At 74.3% G+C, this 13,420-nt stretch carries 12 protein-coding genes and 2 pseudogenes; 6 read left to right on the forward strand and 8 right to left on the reverse strand.

The window, feature by feature from the left end; all coding sequences use genetic code 11:
- A pseudogene (locus tag IG02_RS0106820) lies at window positions 1-518 on the reverse strand (ATP-binding protein); the annotation flags it as partial.
- 343 nt (window positions 519-861) lie between these two features.
- On the opposite strand from IG02_RS0106820, the gene IG02_RS0106825 reads away from it, so the two are divergent.
- Window positions 862-1,434, forward strand: a complete 573-nt coding sequence (locus tag IG02_RS0106825; RefSeq protein ID WP_030743059.1) for a helix-turn-helix domain-containing protein — start codon at window positions 862-864, stop codon at window positions 1,432-1,434.
- A 61-nt stretch (window positions 1,435-1,495) separates the two neighbouring features.
- On the opposite strand, the gene IG02_RS0106830 is transcribed toward IG02_RS0106825, so the two are convergent.
- A complete protein-coding gene (locus IG02_RS0106830; RefSeq protein WP_030743060.1) occupies window positions 1,496-1,906 on the reverse strand; it encodes a CoA-binding protein in 411 nt (136 codons plus the stop codon).
- Between the two features lie 65 nt (window positions 1,907-1,971).
- On the opposite strand from IG02_RS0106830, the gene IG02_RS0106835 reads away from it, so the two are divergent.
- The 4 genes from IG02_RS0106835 to IG02_RS0106850 all read left to right on the forward strand — a co-directional run bounded on the left by IG02_RS0106835 (window position 1,972) and on the right by IG02_RS0106850 (window position 7,741).
- The gene (locus IG02_RS0106835) at window positions 1,972-2,592 is read left to right on the forward strand and encodes a YigZ family protein (RefSeq protein ID WP_030743061.1); all 621 of its coding nucleotides are present in this window, start codon (window positions 1,972-1,974) and stop codon (window positions 2,590-2,592) included.
- On the forward strand, window positions 2,589-3,755 hold the full coding sequence (locus tag IG02_RS0106840; protein WP_030743063.1) for an exonuclease SbcCD subunit D: 1,167 nt from the start codon (window positions 2,589-2,591) through the stop codon (window positions 3,753-3,755). The genes IG02_RS0106835 and IG02_RS0106840 overlap by 4 nt, the downstream gene beginning before the upstream one ends.
- Window positions 3,752-6,781: an AAA family ATPase gene (locus tag IG02_RS0106845; protein ID WP_030743066.1), complete on the forward strand. Its 3,030-nt coding sequence runs from the start codon at window positions 3,752-3,754 to the stop codon at window positions 6,779-6,781. Before IG02_RS0106840 ends, IG02_RS0106845 begins: the two co-directional genes overlap by 4 nt.
- A 99-nt stretch (window positions 6,782-6,880) precedes the next feature.
- A complete protein-coding gene (locus tag IG02_RS0106850; RefSeq protein ID WP_030743069.1) occupies window positions 6,881-7,741 on the forward strand; it encodes an SDR family oxidoreductase in 861 nt (286 codons plus the stop codon).
- Window positions 7,742-7,856: 115 nt separating this feature from the next.
- Here the strand turns inward: IG02_RS0106850 and IG02_RS0106855 are convergent.
- The 3 genes and pseudogenes from IG02_RS0106855 to IG02_RS0106865 all read right to left on the reverse strand — a co-directional run.
- Window positions 7,857-8,240 (reverse strand): annotated as a pseudogene (locus IG02_RS0106855) (DUF6010 family protein); the annotation flags it as partial.
- Complete coding sequence (locus IG02_RS0106860) at window positions 8,237-8,674, reverse strand: hypothetical protein (RefSeq protein ID WP_051764615.1); 438 nt, start codon at window positions 8,672-8,674, stop codon at window positions 8,237-8,239. The gene IG02_RS0106860 and the pseudogene IG02_RS0106855, both read right to left, overlap by 4 nt.
- The gene (locus IG02_RS0106865) at window positions 8,671-8,850 is read right to left on the reverse strand and encodes a hypothetical protein (protein ID WP_030743075.1); all 180 of its coding nucleotides are present in this window, start codon (window positions 8,848-8,850) and stop codon (window positions 8,671-8,673) included. The genes IG02_RS0106860 and IG02_RS0106865 overlap by 4 nt, the downstream gene beginning before the upstream one ends.
- Window positions 8,851-9,226: 376 nt before the next feature.
- Here IG02_RS0106865 and IG02_RS0106875 point away from each other — a divergent pair, with 376 nt between their 5' ends.
- Window positions 9,227-10,165: a GlxA family transcriptional regulator gene (locus IG02_RS0106875; protein WP_030743080.1), complete on the forward strand. Its 939-nt coding sequence runs from the start codon at window positions 9,227-9,229 to the stop codon at window positions 10,163-10,165.
- Between the two features lie 163 nt (window positions 10,166-10,328).
- Here the strand turns inward: IG02_RS0106875 and IG02_RS0106880 are convergent, their stop codons facing one another.
- The 3 genes from IG02_RS0106880 to IG02_RS0106890 all read right to left on the reverse strand — a co-directional run bounded on the left by IG02_RS0106880 (window position 10,329) and on the right by IG02_RS0106890 (window position 13,239).
- Entirely contained in the window at window positions 10,329-12,011 is a 1,683-nt protein-coding gene (locus IG02_RS0106880; protein WP_030743082.1) for a DUF885 domain-containing protein, read from the reverse strand.
- A 464-nt stretch (window positions 12,012-12,475) separates the two neighbouring features.
- Window positions 12,476-12,817, reverse strand: coding sequence for a transcriptional regulator (locus IG02_RS0106885; protein WP_030743084.1), 342 nt, complete (start codon window positions 12,815-12,817; stop codon window positions 12,476-12,478).
- The gene (locus IG02_RS0106890) at window positions 12,814-13,239 is read right to left on the reverse strand and encodes a hypothetical protein (protein ID WP_030743086.1); all 426 of its coding nucleotides are present in this window, start codon (window positions 13,237-13,239) and stop codon (window positions 12,814-12,816) included. Before IG02_RS0106890 ends, IG02_RS0106885 begins: the two co-directional genes overlap by 4 nt.
- Window positions 13,240-13,420 lie beyond the last annotated feature (181 nt).

Genomic DNA, 13,420 nt, shown 5'->3' on the forward strand with positions numbered 1-13,420 from the left:
AGATCACCCGCCCCCCGCTCCAACCGCCCCAGAGCACCATCACGCTCCACGGCGGCACGAGCCGCACGCCCCTCCGCATCCGCCAACTCCACGACGAACATCTCCAAGGCGCGGCGCAGCTGGAGATCGGACGGTGGCGGCGTGGCCGCCAGGGTCTCCTCGGCGCCCGCGCCCTCCCTGACCCTCTTGAGCACGGCGGGGAGCGTGACGTTCACCAGGTGGGCGGAGTCCGCGCCGGTCCTGGCCAGCTGGGCCTGCGCCGTGCGCCTGTCCTCCTCCGCCTTGGCCGTGCCGCGCCGGCCGCGCCCCAGCGCCAGCGCGGAGGAGACGACGGCGACCGCGACGCACACCCAGGCGACGACGACCGTGGTGACCACCCAGGAGCGGGCCTGCCCGGGAGCCGTCGCGGCCACCGCGCCGCCGACGGCGCCGGCCACCACCAGGGTCAGGGGTACGGCCAGGGAGGTCGACCGGGTGGTGCGTATTCGGCGCGGACTGGGGGCGACAGGAGCTGGCATTCCGCGGTCCCTAGGTAATCGAGTGCGAGGAGCAGACCGGCCGACCTGCGGGGATCGGCCGCACGGGCGGAATCGGACACCGATGGGGACGGCGATCTTCCGCACCACATGTGGCGCTCATGCTAACCACGTGCGGCGGTGGAGAACACATGGAGTCCATGGAGCCCGCGGAATGGAGGACTTCGTCCCGAAGCCGCCCCTGCGGCAGGGGCCGTGGTGAGCGCGGCCCCGTCGCGGACCGCGGCCGACCGCGGCCCCGCCCGCAGTACAGTGCGGTGAACGACCGGGCGCGCCCCACCGTAGTGCGGTGCACGGCACCCGCCATGGACATACGGGACGGAAAGTGTCGGACCTCGACCAGCTCACGCAATCACTCGCCCGCAACCTCAAGCGCTGGCGCGGCGAGCGCGGCTTCACGCTCGACGCCCTGGCCGCCCGGGCGGGGGTGAGCCGCGGCATGATCATCCAGATCGAGCAGGCCCGGACCAATCCGAGTGTCGGCACCACCGTCAAGCTCGCCGACGCGCTGGGGGTGAGCATCACCACCCTCCTCGACCACGAGCAGGGCCCCGAGGTCCGCATCGTCCCCGCGGACCAGGCCGTACGGATGTGGTCCACCCCGGCCGGCAGCCGTACGACGCTGCTCGTCGGCACCGAGGCCCGGGGGCCCCTGGAGCTGTGGTCGTGGACGCTTCAGCCGGGCGACGCCGCCGGCTCCGACCCGCATCCGCCCGGCACGACCGAACTGCTGCACGTCACCGCCGGCCGACTCACGCTCGTCGTGGACGGTGAGCCGCACACCGTACCGGCGGGAGCGTCCGCGACGTTCGAGGCGAGCGTTCCGCACGTCTATCGGAACGACGGCGGGGAAACCGTGGAGATGATCATGTCCGTCTCCATCCCACCCGTCCGCTGACCCGCGGGCCGGGGCCCGTGTCCGCCGGCCCGCGCAACGAACGTCACCGGCACCGGTGCGGTCAGCCGTCCAGGCGGGGAATCTCGATGGCGGGGCACCGGTCCATGACCATGGCGAGCCCCGCCGCGCGAGTCCGGTCGTACGCCTCCTCGTCGACCACCCCGAGCTGGAACCACACCGCCTTCGCGCCGATCTCCACCGCCTGGTCCGCGATCCCGCCCGCCAGCTCGCTGTTGACGAACACGTCCACGACGTCCACGGGGAACGGGATGTCCGCGAGCCGGGCGTACCCCCGCTCGCCGTGCACCGTCTCGGCCTTCGGGTGCACCGGCACGACGCGCTTGCCGAAGCGCTGGAGCACGGCGGCGACCCCGTACGCCGCCCGCGACCGGTTGCCGGACAGGCCCACGACGGCCCAGGTGTCACCGCTGTCGGTGAGAATGCGACGAATCGTCTCCGCGTCTGCGTACATGCTCCATGACAACGGCCCCGCCGCCCCGGCCATTCCCGGGGGCCGGCCCCGCATAGGGTGAGGGGATGCAGGAGCAGTACCGCACCGTCGCCCGCGCGGGCACGCACGAGACCGAGATCAACCGGTCGCGCTTCATCTGCGCCCTCGCGCCGGTCGCCACGGAGGACGAGGCGCGGGAGTTCGTCGCGGGCGTCCGCGCCGCGCACCCGGCCGCGACCCACAACTGCTTCGCGTACGTGCTCGGCGCCGACGCCTCCGTCCAGAAGGCGAGCGACGACGGCGAGCCCGGCGGCACGGCCGGAGCACCGATGCTCCAGATGCTGCTGCGCCGTGACGTGCGCTACACCGCCGCCGTCGTCACCCGCTACTACGGCGGCGTCAAGCTGGGCGCGGGCGGCCTGATCAGGGCGTACGGCGGTGCCGTCGGCGAAGCCCTGGACAGTCTCTCCACCACGACCAGGCACCGGCTCCGCCTGGCCACCGTCACGGTCGGCCACCAGCGGGCGGGCCGGCTGGAGAACGACCTGCGGGCCATGGGGCGTAGGGTGCGGGACGTACGGTACGGGGAGAGCGTGACGATCGAGATCGGGCTCCCGGACGCGGAACTCGACGCGTTCCGCGCCTGGCTGGCGGACGCCACGGCCGGAGAGGCGACGCTGACGCCGGGGGACGAGGTCTTCTCGTGAGGATCCTGCACACCTCGGACTGGCATCTGGGCCGGTCCTTCCACCGCGTGAGCCTGCTCGACGCCCAGGCCGCCTTCCTCGACCACCTCGTCACCACCGTCCGCGCCCACGACGTGGAGGCCGTCGTCGTCGCCGGTGACGTCTACGACCGGGCCGTGCCCCCGCTGGCCGCCGTCGAACTCTTCGACCGGGCGCTGCACCGGCTCGCCGACACCGGCGTCACGACCGTGATGATCTCCGGCAACCACGACTCCGCCCGCAGGCTGGGCGTCGGCGCCGGGCTCATCGAGCGCGCCGGTGTCCACCTGCGCACCGACCCCGCCGGGTGCGGCACGCCCGTCCTGCTCCCGGACGCGCACGGGGACGTGGCCTTCTACGGGCTGCCGTACCTCGAACCGTCCCTCGTGCGCGAGGAGTTCAAGGCGGAACGGACCGGGCACGAGGCCGTCCTCGGCGCCGCCATGGACCGGGTGCGCGCCGACCTCGCCGGACGGGCCGCCGGGACGCGGTCCGTCGTCCTGGCGCACGCCTTCGTGGTGGGCGGCGCGCCCAGCGAGAGCGAGCGGGACATCACGGTCGGCGGTGTCGCCGCCGTGCCCGCCGGGGTCTTCGACGGCGTCGACTATGTCGCCCTCGGGCATCTGCACGGCTCACAGACCATCACCGACCGGGTCCGCTACTCCGGTTCGCCGCTCGCCTACTCCTTCTCGGAGAGCGCGCACCGCAAGACCATGTGGCTCGTGGACCTCGGGCCGCGCGGCGAGATCACGGCCGAGCGTGTCGACTGCCCCGTACCGCGCCCGCTGGCCCGGATCCGGGGACCGCTCGACGACCTGCTCGCCGATCCCCGGCTCGCCCGGCACGAGGAGGCGTGGGTCGAGGCCACGCTCACCGACGGCGTCCGGCCCGCCGAGCCCATGGCCCGGCTCACCGAGCGGTTCCCGCACACGCTCAGCCTGGTCTTCGAGCCCGAGCGCGGCGACGACGACCCGCTCGCCTCGTACGCCCGGCGGCTCGCGGGCCGTACCGACCAGCAGATCGTGGAGGACTTCGTGGCCCATGTCCGGGGTGGCCTCGGGCCCGACGAGCCCGAACGCGCCGTGCTGCGGGGCGCGCTCGAGGACGTACGGGTCGACTCCGGCACGCGCGAGGGGGACGCGTGAGGCTGCACCGGCTGGCCGTCACCGCCTTCGGCCCGTTCGCCACCACCCAGGACATCGACTTCGACGCGCTCGCCTCCGCCGGGCTCTTCCTGCTGCACGGACCGACCGGCGCGGGCAAGACCTCGGTCCTCGACGCGGTCTGCTACGCGCTGTACGGGGCCGTGCCCGGCGCCCGGCAGAGCCCCGGGACCACCCTGCGCAGCGACCACGCGGCCGACGGCACCCCCACCGAGGTCACGCTCGACCTCACCGTCGGCGGCAGGCGGCTGGAGATCACCCGGCGGCCCGCCCAGCGCCGCCCCAAGAAGCGGTCCACGGGCTTCACCACCGAGAAGGCGCAGAGCCTCCTGCGGGAGTACGACGCGGGCAGCGGGCAGTGGCGCGCCCTCAGCCGCTCCCACCAGGAGACCGGCGAGGAGATCGGGCAGCTCCTCGGCATGAGCCGGGAGCAGTTCTGCCAGGTCGTGCTGTTGCCGCAGGGCGACTTCGCACGCTTCCTGCGCGCCGACGCCGAGGCCCGCGGCCGACTGCTCGGCAGGCTCTTCGACACCCGCCGGTTCGCCGCCGTCGAGGAGCGGCTGGCCGAGCTGCGCCGGGCCGGCGAGCACCGGGTGCGGGCCGGGGACGACCGGCTCCTCGCCGTGGCGCAGCGGATCGACCAGGCGGCGGACGACCGCTCGGCGCCGCCCCCGCCCGAGCGGGAGCCCGGCGACGCGGGGCTCGCGCCGGCCGTCCTCGAGTGGGCGGCCCAGGTGCGCTCGACCGCGTGGGAGCGCGCCGACATCGCGGAATCGGCCCGTACCACCGCGGAGAGCGCACTGGCCGCCGCCCGGCGGGCGCTGGAGACCGAGCGCGAACTGGCCCGCCTCCAGGAGCGGTCCGCCGAGACCCGGCGGCGCGCGGAGGCGCTCGAAGCCCGCCGCCCCGACTACGAGCGGGCCCTGGCCCTGCTCGACCGCGATCGCCGGGCCGAGCGGGTCGCCCCCGCGCTGGCGCTGCGCGACGACGCCGAGCGGGCCCACCGCGCGGCGTCCGCGGCCCACGACCGCGCCCGCGCGACCCTGTCCGGCGGCTTCGCGGTCGCCGGTCTCACCGACGACCGCCTCGTCGACGCCGGCGCGGAGCGGCTGGTCGCTCGGGAGCGGGCCGTGCGGCAGGAGCTGGGCGCCCTCGACGCCGCCCGGCGCGCCGAGCGGCGGGACGCGGAACTCACCGAGGAACGGACCGCGCTGGAGCGGCAGGCGCGGGCGGACGAGGAGATCATCGAGGAGACGGCGGCCTGGCTGACCGGCTGGGAGGCCGAGCGCCGCGCCCTGCTCGGGCGGGTGGAGGACGCCCAGGAGGCGGCCGCCCGTGCCGAACAGCTCGCCGGCCGGCTCGAACCCGCCCGGCACCGGCTCGCCGAGGCCCGCCGCCGCGACACCTTGCGAACGGAGGTCGCCGCGGCGGAGCGCCGGCTCGACTCGGCGGCGCGGCAGGCCAACTCCGCCCACGAGAACTGGCTGGACCTGCGCGAGCGGCGGCTGCGCGGTATCGCCGCCGAGCTGTCCGCCCGCCTCGTCGACGGTGAGCCCTGCGCGGTCTGCGGCGCCACCAGCCATCCGGAGCCGGCCCAGGCCGAGGCGGGGCAGGTCGGCCGGGCGGCCGAGGAGACGGCGCTCACCGCGTACCGGCGGGCCGCCGACGCCCGGGCCGAGAGCGAACGGGAACACGCGTCCGTACGGGAGCGGCACGCGGCCGCCGAGGCCGCGGCCGGGACCGAACCGGTGGCCGAACTCGCCGCCACCGTCGAGGAGCTGGAGCGCGAGCACGCCGCCGCCCACCGGGCGGCGGCCGGTACCCACGCCGCCCGGGAGGCCCTGGCCCGCGCCGAGCGCGAACACGACGGCAGGCTCGACGCCCAGCGCCACGCCGAGCGCCGGAGCGCCGCCCGCACCTCACGGCGCGAGGCGCTGGAACGCGAACAGACCGCGTTGCGGGCGGAGATCGGCCGGGCGCGGGGTGATGCGGAGAGCGTCGAGGCGCGGGCCGCGGAGCTGGAGCGCGGGGCCGAGCGGCTCGCCGCGGCGGCCGAGGCCGTACGCGCCGTCGAGACCACCGCGGCCGCGCTCAAGGAGGCCGACGACCGGCTGGCGAGCGCCGCCTTCCGGGCCGGTTTCGACACGCCGGACGCCGCGGCCGAGGCCCTGCTCGGCGACGACGACCGGCGCGTACTCCAGCACCGGATCGACGCCTGGCGGGCCGAGGAGGCGGCCGTCGCGGACCGGCTCGCCGAACCCGGCACCGGGGCCGCCGCGGAGCGCCCGCCCGCCGACCCGGCCGCCGCGCGGGCCGCGTACGACGCCGCCGAGCGCACCCTTCGCCGGGTGTCCGCCGCCGAGACCGCGGCCCGCGCGCGCCGGACCGAACTGGCCGGACTCTCCCGGCGGGCCGAGGCCGAGACGCGCGAACTGGGCCCGCTGCGCGAGGAGTACGACCGGGTGGCCCGCCTCGCCACGCTCGCCGCGGGCACGTCCGCCGACAACGAGCGCCGGATGCGCCTGGAGAGCTATGTCCTGGCGGCCCGTCTGGAACAGGTCGCGGCCGCGGCCACCGTACGGCTCCGGCGCATGTCCGCCGGCCGCTACACCCTCGTCCACACGGACGCCCGCGGCGGCGGACAGCGACGCTCCGGGCTCGGGCTGATGGTCGTCGACGCCTGGACCGGCAGCGCGCGCGACACCTCCACCCTCTCGGGCGGCGAGACGTTCTTCGTCTCGCTCGCCCTGGCGCTGGGACTCGCCGACGTCGTCACCGACGAGGCCGGGGGCGTCCGGCTGGACACGCTCTTCATCGACGAGGGGTTCGGCAGCCTGGACGACCAGACGCTGGACGAGGTGCTGGACGTACTGGACTCCCTGCGGGAGCGGGACCGCAGCGTGGGCATCGTCAGCCATGTCGCGGACCTGCGCCGCCGGATCCCGACCCAGCTGGAGGTCGTCAAGGACCGGCGGGGTTCGAGGGTCCGGCAGCGCTCGACGGGCTGACACGACGTCGGCCGGCCGAGGTGAGGGCGGTCGGCCGAGTGGCGTCGGCCGGCCGAAAACGGGATGACACCCGCCGACCGGGTCATCAGCATGGGGGCCATGCCCGCCCTCGAACCTCCCACGCCCGAAGCCCTGCGCCGCGATCCGCTGCCGCTGCGCGGCCGAACCGCACTCGTCACCGGCGCCTCCCGCACGGGCGGCATCGGCTGCGCGGTCGCCCGGCGGCTCGTCGCGTACGGCGCCGCCGTCTATCTGCACCACCACGTCCCGCACGACGCTGAGAAGCCGTGGGGCGCCGACCCGGAGGGTCCGGAGGGCGTCGCCGCGTTCGTACGGCAGGCCCGCGCGGATCCGGCCGCCCCGGTGGCGCACGGCCCCGGGGACCTGTCCGATGCCGAGGCGCCGGCCGCGCTGGTCGCCACAGCGTCGGAGGCGCTCGGCGGCCGGCTGGACATCCTGGTCGCGAACCACGCGCTGAGCGGTTTCGACGGGACGCTCGACACGGTGGACGCGGCGATGCTCGACGCGCACTGGGCGGTCGACACCCGGTCGGTGCTCCTGCTTGTCCAGGCGTACGCGCGGCTGCGCGCCGCGCACGCCGGTGCCGGGGGCGCCCTCCCCGGCGGCCGGGTCGTGATGATGACCTCCGGCCAGGACATCGCGGGCGGCATGCCGGGGGAGCTGGCGTACGGCCTGGCCAAGGGCGCTCTCGCCTCGGTCACCCGGTCCCTGGCCACGGCGCTCGCGGACGCGGCGGTCACCGTCAACACCGTGAACCCGGGGCCCGTCGACACCGGTTACCTGACGGGGGCGGACTACGAGGCGGTCAGGGCGCGGTTCCCCGCCGGGCGGTGGGGGACGCCGGACGATCCGGCCCGCCTGATCGCCTGGCTGGCGACCGACGAGGCGGCGTGGGTCACCGGTCAGGTCATCGACTCGGAGGGCGGGTTCCGCCGCTGACCGCCGGGTCCCGCGTGCCGGTGACGAGAGGTTCTCCCGCGGACGCGGACGCGGACGCGGACGCGCCCGCCGCCCGCTCCGACGGTACGCCGTCCTGGGCGGGGGAGCGCTTGAACCGGCCCCGGACGATGTCGATCAGCGAAGGACCGCCCCAAAAACACCACAGGGCGATGACGGGATCGCAGATGGCGCAGCCCAACGAGGAGTCGTGCGCGAACGGGATGATCGGGCTGCCCTTGATGTGGTGGACCACGTCCCAGGCGGTGTGCAGCAGCCAGGCGATGCCGATGAATGTCCACGACTCCAGCCCGCGGTACGCGACGTAGGTGAGGACGGCGGTGAAGAGGAACTCCCAGCCGCCCGTCCCGCCGCCGCTCAGGTAGGCGGCTCCCGCTCCTCCCACCATCACCGCGTTGAAGCGGCGCCGGTGCGGTTCACGGATCAGCGACATCAGCAGGGCGTACACGAGGCCGATCAGGATCGGCGCGACGATGCTCATGACCGGGAGGCCCTTTCGAGGTCCGGACGGGCGGAGCCGGCGCGGTCGAGCAGCCGCAGGACGAGCAGGCCGCCGGTGGAGCCGGGGCGGGACGTCTCCACCGAGGCGAGGGCACTGTCCTGACCGGGCAGGATCAGCAGGGCCAGGACGGCGGCGGCCCCCGCGGTCAGCACGATCGAGGTGATCAGCCAGGCGTTGCCGAGGACACCGAGGCTGCTGGCCGTGGGGAACCCGAAGACGGGCACCGCCACGCCGACGGCCGCGTAGACGCGGCATACGCGGTGCGGCGTCCGCAGGGTCGCGAGTGCCTCCAGGTCGCCCGGGGCGGCGTGGGCGCGGCGCGGGGCCCCGGGGAACATGCTCGCGGCGACGGTCACCGGGCCGATGGCCACGACCGCGGCCAGGACGTGCGGGGAGAGGAAGAATTTCGTCACGTCAGCGTTCCGCCACCGCTCGAACGGTGCGGCGCACCGCGGGTGACCGGCGCCTTGTCGCCCGCCCCGTGGGCGGTGCCGGTCAGGACACGGTCCTCCCGCCGGAGACCGGCCGGGGGCCCGGTCCTGTCGGCGGGAGCGGAGCCGGGCGGTGCCCAGATCTGTTTGACGGACATGCTGCGGTACTTCCTTACGGTGTGCGAGGTCGCCGTCCTCCACGACGGGCACCCGCACCGCGTGGGCACCGGTGACGCCGGGCGGACCGAAGCCGTCGGACAGGACGTTCCGGGTCCGCGCGGTGAGGGCCCGCGTGGAGAGGCCCGCGTGGAGAGGGGCTGCGCGGCGAGGGTCTTCGAGTACGGGGAAATCCGGCGTGGGCCGGGGAACGCCCTTGAACGTAACCGGCCGCGCCCCCACCTCCCAGTGGCGTGAGTGACACTTTTCAACGGGATATCGCCACGACCCGTACCAGGCCGCTGAACTGGGGTCGAGTGGACTCGTCCGGGGACCGGACCGGGTGTCGGCCGTCCGGCGGAGAGGTATGTTCCAGCCATGCACACCGTCGCCGTTGTCGCCCTGGACCAGGTGATCCCGTTCGACCTGTCCACTCCGATCGAGGTCTTCACCCGCACCCGACTCCCGGACGGGCGCCCCGGCTACCAGATCCGCGTCTGCGCCGAACGGCCGGAGATCGACGCGGGCTCCTTCGTCCTGCGCGCGCCCTGGGGCCTGGAAGGGCTCAAGGGCGCCGACACGATCATCGTGCCCGGTACCGCCACACCCGCGGCCACGCTCGCGCCCGCCGTCGTCGACGCGTTGCGCGCGGCGGCGGCGGAGGGTACGCGCATCGCCTCCATCTGCTCGGGCACCTTTCCCCTGGCCGCCACCGGGCTCCTCGACGGCATGCGGGCCACCACCCACTGGATCGCGGCAGACGTCCTGGCCGCCGCCCACCCGGCCGTCGAGGTCGACCCGGACGTCCTGTACGTCGACAACGGGCAGTTCCTCACCTCGGCCGGCGCCGCGGCCGGCCTGGACCTGTGTCTGCACATGATCCGCCGCGACTACGGATCAGCCGTCGCCGCCCACGCCGCCCGCCTGTCCGTCATGCCCCTCGAACGCGAGGGCGGACAGGCGCAGTTCATCGTGCACGACTACACGCCCACGCCCCAGGGCTCCGCACTCGAACCCCTGCTCACCTGGTTGCGGGACAACCTGGGCCGCGACCTCACCCTCGCCGACATCGCGGACCACGCCGGAACGAGCACCCGGACTCTGATCCGTCGCTTCCGCGAGCAGACCGGCACCACCCCGCTCCAGTGGCTCCACCGCGCCCGTATCCGCCAGGCGCAGCATCTCCTGGAGACCACACCCCACTCCGTCGAGCGCATCGCGGACCAGGTTGGCTTCGGTTCACCCACCGCCTTCCGCGACCGCTTCAAACGCACCACCGGCGTCAGCCCGCGCACGTACCGCCGCACCTTCGGCTGACGCGTTTTCAGGCGGTGACGGCATTGCAGGCCGGCTCCTCAACTCCCGTCCGTGAAGCGCGGGATGCGCGTCACGTCGCGGGGGCGGCGTTGTTCCTCGCACCGCGGCCGGGGCCCCGCCGCTCGGCGGGGCCCCGGCCGGGTCGTGCGCGTCCGCGAGCGGGTCAGAGCTTCGACAGCTCGTCCACCAGATCGTCCAGCCCCAGCGAGCCCTGCGACAGCGCCGCCATGTGCCAGGCCTTCGCGTCGAAGGCGTCCCCGTGCGCCGCGCGCGCGTTCTCGCGGCCGAGCAGCCAGGCGCGTTCGCCCAGCTTGTAGCCGATCGCCTGGCCCGGCATCGACAGATAGCGGGTCAGCTCGCTCTCCACGAAGTCCGCCGGGCGTCCGCTGTGCCGGCCGAAGAACTCCTGGGCCAGCTCGGGCGTCCAGCGCTCACCCGGGTGGAACGGCGAGTCCGCCGGGATCGTGAGCTCCAGGTGCATCCCGATGTCCACGATCACCCGGCAGGCGCGCATCATCTGCGCGTCCAGATAGCCGAGCCGGCGCTCCGCGTCGGGCAGGAAGCCCAGCTCGTCCATGAGGCGCTCCGCGTACAGCGCCCAGCCCTCCGCGTTGGCACTGACCATGCCGACCGTCGCCTGGTAGCGCGAGAGCTGGTCGGCGACGTGCGTCCACTGGGCGATCTGGAGGTGGTGGCCGGGCACGCCCTCGTGGTACCAGGTCGAGACCAGGTCGTAGACGGGGAAACGCGTCTCGCCCATGGTCGGCAGCCAGGTGCGGCCCGGGCGGGAGAAGTCCTCCGAAGGGCCGGTGTAGTACGGGGCGGCGGCGCCGCCGGGCGGGGCGATCCGGGACTCCACCCGGCGTACGCGCTCGGCCAGTTCGAAGTGCGTGCCGTCCAGCGCGGCGATCGCCTCGTCCATCAGGCCCTGCAGCCACTCCCGGACCTCGTCCACGCCCTCGATGTGCGCGCCGTGCTCGTCCAGGTGGGCAAGCGCTTCCCAGGGGCCCGCGCCGGGCAGCACCTTGCCGGCCTCGGCCCGCATCTCGCCGAGCAGCCGGTGGTACTCGGACCAGCCGTACGCGTACGCCTCGTCCAGGTCGAGGTCCGTGCCGTTGAAGTACCGCGACCAGCGGGCGTACCGCTCCCGGCCCACCGTGTTCGGCGCGTCGGCGACGGCGGGCGCGTACACGTCCCGCACCCAGTCCCGCAGCCCGGTGACGGCGGCGGTGGCGGCCCGTGCCGCCTCGTCCAGTTCGCCGCGCAGTGCGTCGGGGCCGTCGGCGGCGAAGTCCTCGAACCAGCCGCGGTCCTCGCCCGCCCACTCCGTCAGCTGTCCGACGAAGGTGGCGGTGGGGCGGGGGCCGCCCGTCAGGCCGCGGTCGAGGCCCAGGGCCAGCGAGGCGCGGTACCCCTCCAGCGCCGCCGGGACGGCCCGTAGCCGCTCGGCCACCACGGCCCAGTCCTCGTCGGTCTCGGTCGGTGTCACGGTGAACACCTCGCGCACGTGGTGCGCGGGCGAGTGGATGTTGCTGACCTTGCGCAGTCCCTCGCCCGCGTCGTGCACGGCCAGTTCGGCCGTCAGCCGCTCGCGCAGCAGCCGGCCGCAGCGCCGTTCGGCGTCGCTGTCGGCGCCCGGCAGCTTCTCGGCCTCGTCGAGCCGGGCGAGGGTCGCCCGGGCGAGGTCGGCGAGGGCCTCCTGCCCGGCCGGGGAGAAATCGGGGAGCCGGCGGTGGCTCTCCGCGACACCGAGGTAGGTGCCGGTGATCGGGTCGAGTTCGATGAGCGCGTCGACGTAGGCGTCGGCGACCTGGCGGGGCAGCGCGCTGCCGGCTGTGTCTGACATGCGGACATCCTCTCCGAGTCGGCGCCGCGCGTCACATCCGTTACGGACGGAGGGCGCGGGGGTTGGCCGATGACCACGCCACCGTCGGGCCCGGCTGTCCGCCGAGGAGGACGACCGCGGCCGCTCGCCCTGCCCGGCGGGCTCCCGAGCGCGAACGGCCGTGGGGAGCCGGTCGACGGCACGGCGCGGGGGAGGTGAGGCGCGGGGCTCGACGGTCCGAGTCACGAACGGGGACGCGGGCTCGTGCGCGGCGGAGCGGCCGGGCCGGGGAGAGAGCCGTACGGCGCGGCTCGTGATTGGCCGGATCGAAGCGGAACAGCGGGCCCCGCTCATCTCGTCCGGGCGACCGTCGGCCGGGTGGGGCACTTTTTACTGCGACGACCTACGTTATTCGTGGAACGCCGCAGCGAGTGCATCGGCCGCAGGGCCGAGGTCATCCGGTGTCGCGAGGCTGACAGAGGTGGTCACGTCGTGGCCCTCCGTTCGGGATCTGCTGCCGCGGCGGTGCCGGTGCCGGAATCGACGATGGCCTGCAAAGTGGCCAGGTGATGCGCGAACGCGTCGCGTCCGGTGTCGGTGATGCCGACCCAGGTGCGGGTGCGGCGCCCCACCGGCTCCTTTCGCACCGTGACCAGTCCGGCATCCGACAGCACGGTCAGCGTCTGGGAGAGCGTGGAGTCGCTGACCTCCAGCAGGTCGGCGAGAAACCGGAAGTCGACGTCTTCGAGGTTCCGCAGCGCCGCCAGCAGCGAGAATCTCACGGGCGAGTGGATGAGCGAGTCGAGGTCCTTGCGTGGGTGGCTCATCGCCTGGAGCTCGCGAAGAGGCACGCCACGATCGGGCTGACGGCGATGACACCGGCGAGCATCCACCACCACGGCCGGGTCGCTCCGACGAGCTGAAGAGCCGGATCGAGCATCAGGGTGTAGAGCGCGAACCACGTCGCCACCGCGATCTGCATGTTCCGCAGACCGTTGCGAGGCGCGGAGACCTGATTCCTCAGTGCGATCGTCCAGATCGAGACCGAGCCCAGCGACAGGAGCCCGAACGCCGTCCAGTAGTACACGTGGAAGACATCGACCGCGAAGGTGAACGCGAGCGCAAACCCCGCCTGCAGGCCCACGAACGCCGGGAACCAGCGGGTCGCGCGACGGGCCTCAGCGCCGGCCTTCTCACCGGCGGCGACACACGCCACCGCTTCGTCGGCAGAGATGTGATGGTGAACCATGAAGGTACTTTAAAGTCAGTAAAGTTGCCGGGCAACTCGCCTCACCAAGTCTCCTCGCTGTCTGAGGGCTGTCCCGTCATCCCCGGTGGATCAGCGGGAGGCGTCAGATGGGCTGCATCGCGCGGCGGAGGGGCGCCCGCATCCTGGATGAATGCGGGCGTTCCGACAATCCGGCGAGGTG

The sequence above is a fragment of the Streptomyces sp. NRRL F-5135 genome (genome assembly GCF_000719775.1).
Lineage (GTDB): Bacteria > Actinomycetota > Actinomycetes > Streptomycetales > Streptomycetaceae > Streptomyces > Streptomyces hebeiensis.